This is a genomic window from Streptomyces sp. NPDC047072, assembly GCF_040643855.1.
In the GTDB taxonomy this organism is placed as follows: Bacteria; Actinomycetota; Actinomycetes; order Streptomycetales; family Streptomycetaceae; genus Streptomyces.
Genome location: NZ_JBEYVC010000124.1, coordinates 1 through 14,703 on the forward strand (window position 1 = coordinate 1; position 14,703 = coordinate 14,703).

Sequence of the window (14,703 nt, forward strand, 5' to 3'; positions counted from 1 at the left end):
GGTGGTCGATCCCGCGGGGCGGGTCCATGACCTCGACAACGTGTACGTCGTGGACGGCGGTTACTTCCCCTACGCAGGCGGGGTCAACCCCAGGGACACCGCGGGCGGGTTCCGGTGCGGGTGGCCTGGCGCCGGGGGCGGCCTGGCGGCCGGCCGGTGCCGGGCTGCGGCGCGGCTGTGCGGCCACACCGTTCTGGACGTCCATCACGGCGTGCGCGACGAGACCGCCCATCGGGTCGTGCCTGATCAGGTCCCGCAGCCGGGAGCGCGAGGAGCGGCCCTCGTTGCCCGGATACAGGTGCTTGCCGAGGCCGACCGCGTGCGCGAGGGCCGCGAGTGCCGCGGTCCGCGGGTCCGGCGGTACGCCGGTGCGGATCGCGGAGTCCAGTCGGGACCTGATCTCCCGGCTGATCTCGTTGTCCGTCGCCTGATAGCGGGTCGTCGGCAGCACTCCGCACATCTGTCCCGCCACGGCATGCACCATGCCGCACCGCTCCAGATGCGAGAGGTAGGTCTGGCGGAGGCCAAGGCGTGGCCCGCCGATCCAGTTCACTGCCCGCACGGGAGCGCCACGCCTTCGCAGCAACTCCAACGCGCAGTCCAAAGTCGGATCTCCAGTCGGCCGTGGCACGACCACGGCGATACGATCCCCGTCAGGGGCTATCCGTCCGGCCAGCGCGAGCTCCACTAGCTGCGCTCCGGCCAGACCGAGGTCGAGCGACTGCGGCTGCGCGGTGGTACCCGTGGTCGGGTCCAACGCCAGCAGCAGAAGCTCCTCCGGAAGTGTTCTGCGGCTCCTGCCCATCCATGCCTCCCCGCGTGGATGTACGACAGGGTGACCCCTCTCACATTGGTCTGTCGAGGGTGCGTGACCTGTTTGTAGTGGAACCGGTAGGTATGTCGTTCTCGTCTCCTGCCTCGGGCAGGCCCGCACACAGGACACTGGTACATGGTTCGGACAGCGCGGTGTGGCGGGGGCCCGGGCGCGATCCACGGTTTCACGATTCGGCGGACGCACGGTGGGGATGCCGTGCGGCACATGGAGGAGGCATCGGTGGCGGGCGAGTCCCCCGACAGGTCGAAGCAGCGCGAGTCGTCGGCAGAACCGACGTCGGGGAGCGCGGGTGCGGTTCCGGTTCCGGAGACGGGCGGCGCGGTACGCGACCCGCGCCTGTCGGTCGCCCGCGAATCGGTGACCCTCGGCGGCGTCGACACGGCCACGAGGATCTTTTCGGTACGGGAGCTGCCGCGGGACGGCGGGGGGCCCTCCGGGGAGCCGACGGGTGCGGTGCCGGGCCCGGGAGGGGCTTCAGGGGGCGCGGAAGGGGCTCTGAGGGCCGGGGAGAGCGCGACGGAGGCTCCGGAGGCCGGGGAGGCCGACGAGGGGGGCTCGCGGGCCACGGGCGGCGAGAGCCGGGCCTCGGTGCCGGAGGACGCCTCTGGGGACGCCGCGGGTGAGGAGTCCGGGGCGGGCGTGGAAGCGCCTTCGGAGGCTGGCGGCACCGCGGAGGGGGGCACTTCGGGGGCCGAGGACGACTCTGAGGTCGAGGGCGGCGACAGCTCGTCCACGGCGCCAGAGGACGACGCCGCGGGCGAGGAGCCCGAGGAGAGCGCGCCGGCCGCCCCGGAGGCCGAGGACACCGCTGAGGAGGACTCGGGGGCCGAGGACGGCGAGAGCCGGTCTGTGGTGCCGGAAGGCGCCTCTGTGGACGCCGCGGGCGAGGAGCCCGAGGAGAGCGCCTCCGGTGACTCGGCCGCGGGCGGAGACGCCGGCACCGAGGGGGCCGCGGAGGACGCCGGGGGTGACAAGAGCGAGGGTTCCGAGGAGAGCGCGTCCAGTGACTCGGAGGCCGCGAGCGGAGACGCCGACGCCGAAGGGGTCGCGGAGGACGCCGGGGGCGACGAGAGCGAGGGTTCCGAGGAGAGCGCGTCCGGTGACTCGGAGGCCGCGGGCGGAGACGCCGGCGCCGAGGGGGGCGGCGGGAGTGACGCGCCGGGCGCGGAGGCTGCGGGCGGCGCCGAGAGCCCCGTAACCGATCCGGAGAACCCTGCGGAGACCTCCGACGACTCCCCGGAGCGCGACGAGCCCACCGCGTCCGGTGACTCCCGGCTGCGCAACGCGGTCGCGGCGTGGGTGGCGTCGGCGGACGAGAAGCCGACAGAGCCGGAGGCGGAGGGCGACCCTGAGCCCGAGTCGGCGACCGCGGCGGAGCCGGCCGCAGACACCGACGGTGAGTCCGACTCCCCAGGGGCGCGGGGAACTGCGCGACCGGCCCCCACCGACCCGCAGCCGACCGACAAGCCCGTCGATCAGCCCACCGCCGTCTTCAAGGCCGTACGCCCGCCCGTCGACCAGCCCACCACCATGCTGAAGCTGGGGAAGGCCGAGCCCGAGGCCAAATCCGAGCCCGAGGCCCCTGCCGAGCGCACCAGCAAGTTCGTCGCCCTCAAGCCGCTCGACGAACCCCGCGCCGCCCATGCCACCCCGCCGAAGGCGAAGGCGGACGTCACCGCCGCCGTCCCCCAGGTCGGGCCCGAGCGCACCACCCAGCAGCCGCTCCCACCGAAGCCCCCGCTGGACCTCCTGGCCGAGCTGACGAACACTCCCCCACCCCCGCCCAGCCCCTTCCGCACCCTCGCCCGCCGGATCAAGATCTGGACCCCCCTGGTCCTCCTCCTGGTGATCGTCTTTGCGGTCGTACAGGCACTCCGCCCCCTCCCGTCCCCGAAGCTCGCCCTCACCGCCGAGGAGACCTACACCTTCGACGGCGCCAAGGCCACGCTCCCCTGGCCGAGCCAGGGCCAGGGCTGGATGGACGTCAACGGCATCGGCACGATGGGGAACTTCGGCAAGCAGACCCCCGTAGGGATCGGCTCGGTCGCGAAGGCGATGACCGCGTACATCGTCCTCAAGGACCACCCCCTGAAGTCCGGCGAGGAGGGCCCGAAGATCACCGTGGACGCCCTCGCGGCGAAGGAGGGCGGTTACAACGAGGAGGGCGAGTCCACACTCAGCACCGTCAAGACCGGCGACGTCCTCACCGAACGCCAGGCGATCACCGCGATCATGATCCCGTCGGCGAACAACATCGCCCGTCTGCTGGCCCGTTGGGACGCCGGTTCCGAGGCGGCCTTCATCAAGAAGATGAACGCCACCGCCAAGGAACTCGGGATGACGAACACGACGTACACCGACGCCTCGGGCCTGAAGGAGACCACCGTCTCCACCGCCGAGGACCAGGTGAAGCTCGGAAACGAGCTGGTCAGGATGGATGCCCTGATGGAGATCACGTCCATGGGCCAGTGGACCGACCCGTCCGGGAAGAAGTGGTACAACTACAACTATCTCGTCCCCTACAACGGCGCGATCGGCATCAAGACCGGCACCACCACCGCGGCCGGCGGCAATCTCCTCTTCGCCGCCCGCAAGGAGGTCGGCGGTGAGACGGTGACCGTCGTGGGCGCGATCCTCGGCCAGCACAAGTCGCCGATCATCCAGACCGTCAACGACGTCAGCAAGACCGCGATGCTCGCGGCGCAGGACGCCCTGAAGTCGGCGAAGATCCTCAAGAAGGGCGACGTCGTCGGCTACGTGGACGACGGCCTCGGCGACCACACCCCCGTCGTGCTCACCAAGGACGTCACCGCCGTCGGCTGGGCCGGCATGAAGGTGAAGCTGGCGCTCACCGCCGACGACGTACCGCACTCCGCGAAGGCCGGCACCAAGGTCGGCACGCTGACCGTCGGCGACGAGGAGAACGGCGCGGTCAAGGTCCCGGTCACCCTCCAGAAGGACCTGACCGAACCGGGCCTCACCGCCAAGCTGAAGCGTCTCGGCTGACCTGGGCGCCTCGGATGCCCCCGCGCACCCCGCCGTCCGGACCCGCCCGGGTTCCGGTCGGCGGGGTGCGTGCTAGCGTCACGAAACGGGGCAGGTCGTCGATCGGGGAGGCGGCCGAGGACAGCGCACGAGAACAGAAGACGGGACACCACGGGGAGTGCCTTCAGGTGGCCACAGCGGAGCCGACACGCGCCGACGAGACCGACCCGGGCCCGGACACCGGCCCGCGAATACGCGTGCCCGCGGGGCCTGAGGAGCCGCAGACGCCTGAGGAGCCGGAGCGGCCTGCGGAGCCGAAGGCGCCTGAGGCTCCCGGCGAGCAGGGCTTCGAAGGGGGCTTCAGGGGCAGATCCAGGACCGCCTTCCTCGCCCTGCGCGAGCGGCTCCTCAAACACCCCGTCCTCTCCGTCACCGCCCTCTCCGGCATCCTCCACATCGTCTGGTTCTTCACGTTCGCGAACAGCGGTGGCGACCTCGCGGCGCAGGACGCGTGGGCCGAGTTCGTCGGCCGCCACCCGGACTCCGCGTACAACCTCGCCTGGTACGGCGGTATGCACCCGGTGTCGTACAGCATCGTCTCGCCGTACCTGATGTCCGTCCTCGGTGTCCGTACGACGATGATGCTGGCCGGGACCGTCTCGGCCGGGCTGCTCACCCTGATCCTCCTGCGCAGCCGGTCGGTGAAGAACCCGCTGTGGGCCGCGCTCGCGGGCGTGTACGCCTTCCTGTGCAACGCGGCCTCGGGCCGGGTCACCTTCGGCCTCGGCACGATGTTCGCGCTCGGCGCGGTCGCCGTCGTCTTCTGCTGGCCGCACCGCTGGCGCTACAAGCGCTGGGCCAAGGCCGCCTGCGCCGCCCCGCTGGCCGCGCTCGCGACGATGGCCTCGCCGGTCGCCGGCCTGTTCGTGGGCCTGGTGGCGGCGGCGCTCTTCCTCCAGAAGCGGCGACCGGGCGCGTGGGCGCTGGGCCTCGCGCCCACCGCGGTCGTCGCGCTGTCCGCGTGGCTCTTCCCGTTCTCCGGCACCCAGCCGATGAGGATCGCCTCGGTGATCCTGCCGCTGGCGTACGGCCTGATCGTGTTCTTCCTCGTGCCGCGCGAGTGGAAGACGGTCCGGATCACCGCCGCGGTGTACTCGCTCGGCGTCGTGCTGGTCTGGCTGGTCAACTCGCAGATCGGCTCCAACATCTCGCGGCTGCCGATGCTGTTCGCGGGGGTGGCGCTGGTGGCCGCCCTGCCGTTCACCCGGCCGCGCTCGCGCAAGTGGTACGCGATCGTCGTGACCTTCGTCGGCCTGTGCACCTGGATCGGCTTCAAGTCGGTCGACGACGTCGTCCATACGACGCCCACGGCGTCCTGGGCACGGGAGTTGGCCCCGCTCGTCAACGAACTCCAGGAGGTCGGCGCCGAGAAGGGCCGCGTCGAGGTCGTCCCGGCCGCCTCCCACCGCGAGGCGTCCGCGCTCGCGCCGTACGTCAACCTCGCGCGCGGCTGGAACCGCCAGGCCGACATGGAGCGCAACCCGCTCTTCTACGACGACACGCTCAACTCCGCCAACTACCACGAGTGGCTTCAGCGTTGGGCCGTGCACTTCGTGGTCGTACCGAAGGACGAGCCGGACGGCGACGGCGGGGAGCGCGAACGCGAACTGGTCCAGCGCGGGATGCCGTACCTCAAGCAGATCTGGGGCGACGCGAACTGGCAGCTGTTCCAGGTGACCGACCCGGCGTCGCTGGCCTCGCCGAACACGGTCGTCGAGCGGGCCGCGCAGGGCGAGATGACCATGCGCGTCCAGAAGGCCGGCCGCATCCTCATCCGGATCCCCTACTCGCCCTGGCTCTCGATCGTCGACGAGAACGGCAAGAAGCTCCAAGCTCCGCAGGAGACCGAGGCATCCAAGAACCGGGCCGAGGACGAGCCGAAGACGTACGACAACGTCAACGGCTGCCTCATGGAAACCCCGGAGGACGCGGACGGCGACAAGTGGACCATGCTCCTGGCCCCGAAGGCGGGGACGTATCGGTTGGCAGCGCCTTATACAGTGCCGCGGGGGACGCCTTGTCCGGACGAGTTGAAGTGACGCAGGGGGAGACAATCATGTTCGGTGAACGCGCGGTGTCGTGGCGCACTGTCTGGGACGAGTTGTTTCCCGACCCAGAGGCATTCGACGGTCCGCACGACGACAACGCGGCAGCCGAAATGAACCGACTGCGTGGACTCGTGATGGCCCAGGCGTCAGAGACGGAGACCGTTCTCGGAATGATCCTCGGCCGCCTTGTGCCTTCAGCCCGCACAGAGAAGCCTGCGGGAGCACTTCTCAGAGACGTGAGGACACAGCTCTCCTCCCAGACCGGCGCTGCCTGGGCAGATGCCCTGGACTTGATCGACAAGGCCATCAAGCGCAGAAACCATGTTGTCCACAACGCGGTCGTCATTGGCTCGTCTTGGCGGGAATACGCGACTGGCGACGGTGGAGACTGGATTCCCGTCATCAGCTTCATGGGCGACGAGGAATACTCGGAGACAGAACTCCTCGACGACCTCACGCTGCAGCACGAAGCGACGGCCGCAGCGGTCCGCGTGCTGCATTCTCTGAGCTGACATCAGCGGAGTTGGTCGACGTACTTGTCCGTGCCCGGGATTGTCGGGATGAAGGGTGCGAGGAGTTCGGTTCGGCCTGGGGCGTCTGCGGGCGTTTCTGTGAAGTACGGGTCCCAGCAGTCGCGTGGGTCTGTCTCCAGGAACCAGAGCAGGGTCAGGCGGGTGTCGACTCCCTCCACCTGTTTCACGTAGGTCATGCGGTCGCCCGGGAGTGGGGTCGGGCGGAAGATGGTGACCATGGCCGCCGGGGAGCCCGCCAGGCGTTTCGGGAAGTCGCGGGAGACGAGTCGCTCCAGCAACTCCGCCCGACCGGACGGGGATTCCGCGTCGATGACCTGCAACACCAGGCCCGCGTACGGGTGGTCGAGGGCGTGGAAGTCCCTCGGGCCCGCCGCGCCGTCGCGGTACACCGTCGCCTCGTGGTCCTGGAAGGCCGTGAAGACGTGGGTGCGGTCGCGGTAGACGCGGGCGTCGCGGTTGAGGCGTTTGTTGATGGCGACCGTCCAGCGCATGTGGTCGTCGTAGCGGCCCTCGGTGACCCAGTAGACCGTGAGGTAGCAGCCGGCCGTCACCGGCTGGGCCACCACCGACTTCTCGGGGACGCGCAGGAGTTGGAGGTCGCGGGTGGCGACCCAGCGGCGGCCGGAGTACATCCAGGGCATGGCCATCGCGCCCGCGTAGAAGTGGTCGTCCTCGTACCAGCGGTTGTACGCGTACTCGTGCCCCGGGTGCGGTTCGACCATGGTGATCAGCGCGTGTCCGGGGCGGACTCCGTAGGGTCCTACGGCGGCCAGCTCGGCGTACGTCTCGCTGCGGGTCTCTTCTGACATGGGACCTTCCCTCCTCCAGCGCTCGCCCATACTCTGACGCTCCGTCAGATATTGCGCCAGAGCGAGGAGACCTCCGGTATGTCACTTCTCTCCGGGAAGACCGTCGTCGTGTCGGGAGTCGGTGCGGGGCTCGGGCATCAGGTCGCCGCTGCCGTCGTGCGGGAGGGCGGGAACGCGGTGCTCGGGGCGCGTACCGAGGCGAATCTCGCGAAGAGTGCCGCCGAGATCGATCCGGACGGGGCGCACACCGCGTACCGGGCGACGGACATCACCGACGAGCAACAGTGCGGCGCGCTCGCGGAGTTGGCCGTGGAGCGGTTCGGGCGGCTGGACGCCGTCGTCCATGTGGCCGCCTGGGACAGCTACTTCGGCGGCCTGGAGGACGCGGACTTCGCGACCTGGCAGTCGGTCATCGACGTGAACCTGTTCGGCTCGTTGCGGATGACCCGGGCCTGTCTGCCGGGGCTGAAGGAGCGGGGCGGTGCCGTCGTGTTCATCGGGACGCAGTCGTCCGTCGCCGCTCCCTCGCAGGTGCGGCAGGCCGCGTACGCCGCTTCCAAGGGGGCGTTGACCAGCGCGATGTATTCGCTGGCGCGGGAGCTCGGGCCGCGGCGGATCCGGGTCAACACCGTGCTGCCGGGCTGGATGTGGGGGCCGCCGGTGCAGGCGTACGTGCAGTTCACCGCGCAGACGGAGGGGGTCCCGGAGGCCGGGGTGCTTGAAAGGCTCACCTCCCGTATGGCGCTGCCCGATCTCGCCACCGACGGGGACGTAGCGGACGCAGCGGTGTTCCTGACCTCGGAACGGGCACGATCGATCACGGGACAGTCGTTGCTGGTCAACGCCGGGGAGCTGATGCGATGAGTTCACATAGCTGAACAAGAACCATCATCCCGAATACTTTTACCTCCCTTTGACCTTACGGCGACTTGTCGTGTCCACGCGACACCGCACACGATGAGCGCCGTGCTGACCCCTGGGAGGCGTACATGAACGGGCTCGACTGGGCCGTGCTCATCGGCTACTTCGGCGTCATGGTCGCGATCGGCGTCTGGTCGCACAAACGTGTCGACGACGTCAGCGACTTCTTCACGGCCGGCGGCAAGATGCCCTGGTGGCTCTCGGGCATCTCACACCACATGTCGGGCTACAGCGCGGTGATGTTCACCGGGTACGCGGGCATCGCCTACACCTACGGCGTGACCTCGTTCGTCACCTGGTCCTTCCCCATCGCGCTCGGGATCGCCATCGGCTCCAAGCTGTTCGCGCCGCGCATCAACCGGCTGCGGTCCCGGCTGCACGTGGCCTCCCCGCTGGAGTACCTGAAGAACCGCTACGACCTGAAGACCCAGCAGGCGCTGGCCTGGTCGGGGATGCTGCTGAAGATCGTGGACGTGGGCGCCAAGTGGGCCGCGATCGCGACCCTGTTGTCGGTCTTCACCGGTATCTCGCTCAACCAGGGCATCCTCATCACCGGCGCGATCACCGCCGTGTACTGCACCATCGGCGGGCTGTGGGCCGACGCGCTCACGGAGTTGGGGCAGTTCGTCATCCAACTCCTCGCCGGTGTCGCGATGTTCATCGCGGTGGTCCTCAAGCTCAACGACAAGGGCATCGGGTTCTTCGGCGCCTGGGACGAGCCCGAACTCCAGGGCCACGGCGAGCCGTTGGTCGGGCCGTACGGGACGGTCTTCCTGCTCGCCTTCCTCTTCATCAAGCTCTTCGAGTACAACGGCGGCATGCTCAACCAGGCCCAGCGGTACATGGCCACGGCGAGCGCGAAGGAGGCCGAGCGGTCCGCGCGGCTGTCGGCGGTGCTGTGGCTGGTGTGGCCGGTCGTGCTGTTCTTCCCGATGTGGATGTCGCCGCTGCTGGTCACGGCGCAGAAGCCGGACGGCTCCGACTCCTACGGCCTGATGACCGAACAGCTGCTGCCGCACGGGCTGTTGGGCCTGGTGATCGTCGGCTTCTTCTCGCACACCATGGCGATGTGCTCCTCCGACGCGAACGCGATCGCGGCGGTGTTCACGCGGGACTGCGCGCCGGTGGTGTGGCGGCGGGCGCGCACCTGGACGCAGGGGCAGGGCCTTCGGGTCGCCCGGATCACGACCGTGGTCTTCCTCGGTCTGTCCATGGCGGCGGCCACGCAGGTCAACTCCCCCACGTTCAAGGACATCATCACCGTCGTCATCAAGTGGGTCGCCGGTCTGATGGGCCCGATGGCGATCCCGATGATGCTCGGCCTGCTCCGCCCCTTCCGCCGCTCCGGCCCGACCGCGGCGCTCACCAGCTGGTCGATGGGCCTGTTCGCCTTCTACCTGGTCAACTACCCGATCGACGAACGGGTTTCGGGCGGTGTCCCGCTCCAGTACCAGGTCTCGATCCCCCTCGCGGTCTCCCTGGTCCTCTACATCCTCATCGGCTTCATCAAGCCGGAGGACACCCCGGAACGCCTGGCGATCATCGAGAAGATCAACACGGACGGCGACGGAGCAGCGGCGGAGGCGATCCCGACACCGCGGGACGGGGACACCGTAGGCACTGCAGTGAAGGACTAGCAGGCCTCAGCGGGGGTATCGCGCCAGCCAGCCCGGAGACGCTCCCGCCGGGCCGTGCAGCGCGGGGCCCTGGGTCATCTCTATCGCGAAGTCGTCGGCTAGTTCCAAGAGGGTGGGGCGGCCTTCCAGTTCGGCCAGCCAGGCCGGGGGGAGGGCCGTCTCGCCGTGGAGGGCGCCGAGGAGGCCGCCGGTGAGGGCGGCGGCTGCGCCGGAGGGGCCGTCGTGGTTGACCGCGAGACACAGACCGTGCCGTACGTCCTCCCCCACCAGCGCGCAGTACACGGCGGCCGCCACCAGCCCGTCCGCGGAGCCGTCGGCGGCCAGTTCCTCGACCTTCGCCGGGGTGGGCATCCCCTGCCGTACGGCGCCCAGCGCGTGCTGGAGGGCGTCGGTCACCGGCTCGTGCCCGGGGCGCGCGGCCAGCAGGGCGAGCGCCCGCTGCACCGCGCCGTCGAGACTCTCGCCGAGGGCGAGCGCGTGCACGATCACGGCGTACGCCCCCGCCGACAGGTACGCGACCGGGTGACCGTGCGTCTGCGCCGCGCACTCCACCGCCAGTTGTACGACGAGCTGCGGCTCCCATCCGACGAGGAGCCCGAAGGGCGCGGAGCGGGCGGCCGCCTCGGGGCCCAGCTCGCTGGGGTTCTTGGGGGTCTCCAGGGTGCCCATCTTGTCGTCGCCGAAGCCGAGGAGGAGGGAGCGGGTGGGGTCGCGGCGGGCGTACAGCCACTCCTCGCGGGCCAGCCAGCCGTCCTCCTTACGGCGCTCGTCCGGCCCCCAGTCGCGCTGTGTGGCGGCCCATCTGAGGTAGGCCCGGTGCAGGTCGGTGGGCGGGTGCCAGGCGCCGGTGTCCCGTCTGACCTGGGCCCGTATCAGGCCGTCCGTGGTGAAGAGGGTGAGCTGGGTGAGGTGGGAGACGGCGCCGCGTCTGCCGTAGCCGAATCCGAGGTCGACGAGCCCCTCGGCGCCGTAGGTCTCCCGGATCTCGTCGAGCCCGAGGCCGTCGACGGGGGTGCCCAGCGCGTCCCCGACGGCCACGCCCAGCAGCGTCCCCCGCACCCGGCTCCGAAAGTCCTGCTGCTCGGCCCGCCCCCACACGGCCCCGGCTGTCACACCCACCAAGACCTCCCGTGACGTTGCCCGGACGTACGACAGCTCAGACTGTAATCGAACGGGGACGGTCGGTTCAGGGCCGGTTTGCTATGTGCGGTGTGACGGAAGTGGCCTGTTTGACCGTTTCCGGGACCGGATTCAGAGGGCGATGAGGCCCGCGCTCGTCGGACGGAAGCCGCACGCGTCGAAGTAGAACGTGCGCAGGTCGTCCTCGAAGTCGACGTGGAGCCAGTGGCAGTTCGCGGCGCGGGCACCGGTGGCGGCCGCGGCGACGAGGCCGGCGCCGATGCCGGAGTGGCGGGAGTCCGCCGCGACCACCGTGTCCAGGAGGAAGGCGTGGGTGCCGCCGTCCCAGGCCACGTTGACGAAGCCGACGAGCCGGCCGTCTTCGCCGCGTGCGCAGATCCAGCCGAGGCTGTGGCCGTGGAGCTGGGTCAGCCAGTCGGTGTTCGAGGGCGGGTGCCCGAAGGCTTCCGCGTGCAGCGCGTTGAGGTCCGCGTTGGCGACAGCGCCTCGCCACTCGTACGTGATCGTCATGCGGGTGAGCGTAGACCGGGGTGGTTCAGTGGTTCAGGAGATGGCCCGCAGGTGGTTGTGGGGTGGGTTTCGGAGGTGGTCGACAGCCTCTGCCGTGTGCGCGTCTGCGGGGAGGAGGACGAGCAACTGCTGGCCGTCGTCCGGGAGTTCGAGGGTCTCGCGGAGGAGGTGGAGTTCGGGGCCCGAGGGGTGGTTCAGGTGGAGGGGGCCGCGGGGCGGGACCACGTGGTGGTTGAGGCGGCTCGTGAAGTCGGGGCCGGCCAGCGGGGCGAGTTCCGCGGTGAACCACTGGGTGTTCTCGATGGACGGGCCGAGCCAGAGGTCGAAGGCCCGCTCGTCCGCCAGGGCGTCCCAGTCGGCGAAGAACGTCCGGGCCCGGGGGTCGGTGAAGACGTACCGCGTGACGTTGGGGGTCTCGGAGTCCAGCAGCCCGCTCTCCCGCATCACCGCCTCGAAGGCGCTGGTGCGGGCGAGGATGTCGCCGAGCCGGTTGGTGACGACCGCGATGCCGGCCGGTTCGAGGAGACGCAGGGTCTGGAGGACGGACGGCCGGACCTGTCGCCGAGGGGGCGCCGGGACGGGATGGGCCGCGCACTCGCCGCCCGTGATCTTCGCGAGTTGACTTGCTCCTCGGGCTGAAGCCCGACGATTCTGGCCTTCTCGATCGTTGCTGTACCGCTACGCGGCACGGGGTTCGGTCGGGAATCCATGGCTTCCTGTTTCTTCGCGCTGTGCCGGGATCGCTCCCGGTCTTACCGGCGCTCCGCAGGCCGATACCGCCAGTCCGGCGGCCGTCTTGATGTTGCGTGCGGCGTTGTGGTCCCGGTCGTGGACGGTGCCGCAAGCCGCACAGGTCCATTCCCTGACGCCCAGGGGTTTGGGCCCGTCCACGGAGCCGCAGGTGGAGCAGGTCTGGGATGTCGGTGTGAACCGGCCGATGGTGACCAGGGTGCGGCCGTACCGTTCCGCTTTGTATTCCAGCATGCTGAGGAACTGTGCCCATCCGGCGTCGTGCACGGACTTGGCCAGTTTCGTGCGCGCGAGTCCCTTGACCGACAGGTCCTCCACGGCGATTCCTTGGTTCTCGGAGATCAGCCTGGTGGAGAGCTGGTGGTGGAACTCGCGGCGTGCGTCAGCAACTTCGGCGTGGGCGCGGGCGACCTTGAGGCGGGCTTTGTCCCGGTTCTTGGATCCCTTCTGCTTGCGGGACAGCTCCCGCTGGGCCTTCTCCAGTTTCTTCTCCGCGCGCCGCAGGAACCGCGGGGAGTCGATCTTCGTGCCGTCGGAGAGAACGGCGAAGGTGGTGAGGCCGAGGTCGATGCCGATGGTGCGGTCGGTCTCGGGCATCCGCGCCCGGTCGGTCGCGGGGTCGGTGTCGATGACGAAGGACGCGAAGAACCTGCCCGCCGCGTCCTGGATGACGGTGACGGAGGTGGGGGTGGCGGGCAGGGTGCGGGACCATTTCACCTTCACCTGACCGATCTTCGGCAGGTTCAGACGGCCGCCGGAGGTGATGGACCAGCGGGCGTTGGCGGTGAACCGGACCGACTGCCGAGTATCCTTACGGGACTTGAACCGTGGTGCTCCCGCTTTCGGCCCCTTGCGGATGCCCTTGAGGGAGGCGAAGAAGTTGCGGTAGGCGGCCTCGGCGTCCCGCAGGGACTGCTGGAGCACCACCGCGGAAACGTCGCCCAGCCAGGACCGCTCCGTCGTCCGCTTGGCCTCGGTGATCAGCTTCTTCGACAGCTGACCTGCTGTCGGGAACGGCTGCCCGTCCCTGCGAGCGTCCTCACGGGCGCGGACCGCGTCGTTGAACACAACCCGGGCGCACCCGAACGCCCGGGCCAGCGCGGCGCGCTGACCGGCATCCGGGTAAAGCCTGAACGCGTACCGGAGCTGCATGAACATCACCCTAGGAACACGCCCTGGGACACCGACGCAGAAGATCGAAACCGATCGTGATCGTCTGCCCGTTTGATGCCCGCGCCCAAGTTCGACAGCTCACGCCCACTGGTGATCACTGTGCGCGGGTGGCGCGGACCGGGAGAGATGTGCGCGGGCGGGATGCTCCGCACCTGCACCGCAGAGACCGCACCACCCCGCTCCGCAGGGCAGGACGCCGCGACGCTCCGCATCGCACACTTGAGATTCGCTTCACACATCAGGCTGAAGCCCGATGCGCTGCGAATGAATCCCGGTAGCGCAGATGGCCGCGCTCGGCGGCGTCGAGGCTGAGCGCGTCGGCGAGCGCGTTCACCACGGCGATCGACGGGTTGCGGTCACGGCCCTGCTCGATACGGGTCAGGTACTCGACGCTGATCCCGGCCCGGGCCGCGAGGTCCGAGCGCCGCAGCCCCGGTGACCGGCGGCGGCCGCGCTCCGGCAGCCCCAGCGTCTCCGGCTGGATGCGGTCCCGCTTGGCCCGGACGAAATCCCCCAGTGGCGTCCCCATGGCGTCGAGCATAGGCCGCGCCGCCGTTGTTCCAGGAGGGCTCAGGGTGGCCCTGCGGGGGCCAGCCTGAGCCCGGTCTGGCTACCGGTCCGGCACGGTCGCAGGGTGTGGCCATGGACATCAACAAGCCCACGGGCATCGACGAGTTCACGGATCTCAACAAGGCGGATCTCAACAAGCTTGTCATCGTCGTCGGGAGCGTGCGGGAGGGCCGTTTCGGGCCGGTGGTCGCCTCCTGGGTCGCCGAACAGGCCCGGGAGCACGGCGGGTTCGACGTCGAGGTCGTCGATCTGGCCGACATCGAGATCCCGTTGGCCCTGCCCGCGGCCTCCCCCAAGTACGCCGGTGACGACTACCCCCGCCCCGCCGGGATGGCCGCGCTGACCTCCGCCCTGGAGAGCGCGGACGCGTTCCTCGTCATCACCCCCGAGTACAACCACAGTTACCCGGCCGCCCTGAAGGCCGCCATCGACTGGCACTTCACGCAGTGGACCGCAAAGCCGGTCGGCTTCGTCAGCTACGGCGGCGCGGCGGGCGGCCGCCACGCGGTCCTCCACCTCGAGAACGTCCTCACCGAACTCCACGCGGTCACCATCCGCGACGGGCTCGCCTTCCCCAACTACTTCACGGCATGGGAGAACGGCCGGCCACAGGACCCGGCGTCGGCCGGGTACGCGAAGACGCTGCTGGATCAACTGGCTTGGTGGGCGGGGGCGTTGAGGTCGGCGCGGGAGGCTGCGCCTTATCCGGCGTGAGGGCGCTTCCCTCCGTAC

At 69.8% G+C, this 14,703-nt stretch carries 10 protein-coding genes and 3 pseudogenes; 6 read left to right on the forward strand and 7 right to left on the reverse strand.

Annotation, left to right across the window (positions count from 1 at the left end):
- Positions 1 to 91: 91 nt before the first annotated feature.
- Positions 92 to 805: pseudogene (locus ABZ896_RS36745) on the reverse strand (GPP34 family phosphoprotein); the annotation flags it as partial.
- Positions 806 to 1,039: 234 nt separating this feature from the next.
- Between ABZ896_RS36745 and ABZ896_RS36750 the strand changes: the two are divergent.
- The 3 genes from ABZ896_RS36750 (at position 1,040) to ABZ896_RS36760 (ending at position 6,440) form a co-directional block, all read left to right on the forward strand.
- Positions 1,040 to 3,841, forward strand: coding sequence for a D-alanyl-D-alanine carboxypeptidase (locus tag ABZ896_RS36750; RefSeq protein WP_360938916.1), 2,802 nt, complete (start codon positions 1,040 to 1,042; stop codon positions 3,839 to 3,841).
- A gap of 167 nt (positions 3,842 to 4,008) precedes the next feature.
- Complete coding sequence (locus ABZ896_RS36755) at positions 4,009 to 5,919, forward strand: MFS transporter (RefSeq protein WP_360938918.1); 1,911 nt, start codon at positions 4,009 to 4,011, stop codon at positions 5,917 to 5,919.
- Positions 5,920 to 5,936: 17 nt separating this feature from the next.
- On the forward strand, positions 5,937 to 6,440 hold the full coding sequence (locus tag ABZ896_RS36760) for a hypothetical protein (RefSeq protein WP_360938920.1): 504 nt from the start codon (positions 5,937 to 5,939) through the stop codon (positions 6,438 to 6,440).
- A gap of 2 nt (positions 6,441 to 6,442) precedes the next feature.
- On the opposite strand, the gene ABZ896_RS36765 is transcribed toward ABZ896_RS36760, so the two are convergent.
- The gene (locus tag ABZ896_RS36765; protein ID WP_360938922.1) at positions 6,443 to 7,270 is read right to left on the reverse strand and encodes a hypothetical protein; all 828 of its coding nucleotides are present in this window, start codon (positions 7,268 to 7,270) and stop codon (positions 6,443 to 6,445) included.
- A gap of 78 nt (positions 7,271 to 7,348) precedes the next feature.
- On the opposite strand from ABZ896_RS36765, the gene ABZ896_RS36770 reads away from it, so the two are divergent.
- Together ABZ896_RS36770 and ABZ896_RS36775 are read left to right on the forward strand one after the other, a co-directional pair.
- Positions 7,349 to 8,134 carry an SDR family oxidoreductase gene (locus ABZ896_RS36770; protein WP_360938924.1) on the forward strand — a complete coding sequence of 262 codons (786 nt, stop codon included), beginning with the start codon at positions 7,349 to 7,351 and terminating at the stop codon, positions 8,132 to 8,134.
- 125 nt (positions 8,135 to 8,259) lie between these two features.
- The gene (locus ABZ896_RS36775) at positions 8,260 to 9,828 is read left to right on the forward strand and encodes a sodium:solute symporter family protein (protein WP_360938926.1); all 1,569 of its coding nucleotides are present in this window, start codon (positions 8,260 to 8,262) and stop codon (positions 9,826 to 9,828) included.
- A 6-nt stretch (positions 9,829 to 9,834) separates the two neighbouring features.
- Here the strand turns inward: ABZ896_RS36775 and ABZ896_RS36780 are convergent, their stop codons facing one another.
- The 5 genes and pseudogenes from ABZ896_RS36780 to ABZ896_RS36800 all read right to left on the reverse strand — a co-directional run.
- The gene (locus ABZ896_RS36780; protein ID WP_360938928.1) at positions 9,835 to 10,947 is read right to left on the reverse strand and encodes an ADP-ribosylglycohydrolase family protein; all 1,113 of its coding nucleotides are present in this window, start codon (positions 10,945 to 10,947) and stop codon (positions 9,835 to 9,837) included.
- Between the two features lie 132 nt (positions 10,948 to 11,079).
- A complete protein-coding gene (locus ABZ896_RS36785) occupies positions 11,080 to 11,478 on the reverse strand; it encodes a GNAT family N-acetyltransferase (protein WP_360938930.1) in 399 nt (132 codons plus the stop codon).
- A gap of 33 nt (positions 11,479 to 11,511) precedes the next feature.
- Positions 11,512 to 12,096 (reverse strand): annotated as a pseudogene (locus ABZ896_RS36790) (transcriptional regulator); the annotation flags it as partial.
- A gap of 60 nt (positions 12,097 to 12,156) precedes the next feature.
- Positions 12,157 to 13,380, reverse strand: coding sequence for an RNA-guided endonuclease TnpB family protein (locus tag ABZ896_RS36795; RefSeq protein ID WP_360938932.1), 1,224 nt, complete (start codon positions 13,378 to 13,380; stop codon positions 12,157 to 12,159).
- Positions 13,381 to 13,675: 295 nt separating this feature from the next.
- Positions 13,676 to 13,930, reverse strand: a pseudogene (locus ABZ896_RS36800) (helix-turn-helix transcriptional regulator); the annotation flags it as partial.
- Positions 13,931 to 14,043: 113 nt separating this feature from the next.
- Between ABZ896_RS36800 and ABZ896_RS36805 the strand changes: the two are divergent.
- Complete coding sequence (locus ABZ896_RS36805) at positions 14,044 to 14,685, forward strand: NAD(P)H-dependent oxidoreductase (protein WP_360938934.1); 642 nt, start codon at positions 14,044 to 14,046, stop codon at positions 14,683 to 14,685.
- The last annotated feature ends 18 nt before the right edge of the window (positions 14,686 to 14,703 follow it).

Coding starts and splice junctions, on each gene's coding strand:
- ABZ896_RS36795 (WP_360938932.1), bottom strand. CDS start 13,380: ATGCAGCTCCGGTACGCGTTCAGGCTTTACCCGGATGCCGGTCAGCGC.
- ABZ896_RS36805 (WP_360938934.1), top strand. CDS start 14,044: ATGGACATCAACAAGCCCACGGGCATCGACGAGTTCACGGATCTCAAC.
- ABZ896_RS36770 (WP_360938924.1), top strand. CDS start 7,349: ATGTCACTTCTCTCCGGGAAGACCGTCGTCGTGTCGGGAGTCGGTGCG.
- ABZ896_RS36775 (WP_360938926.1), top strand. CDS start 8,260: ATGAACGGGCTCGACTGGGCCGTGCTCATCGGCTACTTCGGCGTCATG.
- ABZ896_RS36785 (WP_360938930.1), bottom strand. CDS start 11,478: ATGACGATCACGTACGAGTGGCGAGGCGCTGTCGCCAACGCGGACCTC.
- ABZ896_RS36760 (WP_360938920.1), top strand. CDS start 5,937: ATGTTCGGTGAACGCGCGGTGTCGTGGCGCACTGTCTGGGACGAGTTG.
- ABZ896_RS36750 (WP_360938916.1), top strand. CDS start 1,040: ATGGAGGAGGCATCGGTGGCGGGCGAGTCCCCCGACAGGTCGAAGCAG.
- ABZ896_RS36765 (WP_360938922.1), bottom strand. CDS start 7,270: ATGTCAGAAGAGACCCGCAGCGAGACGTACGCCGAGCTGGCCGCCGTA.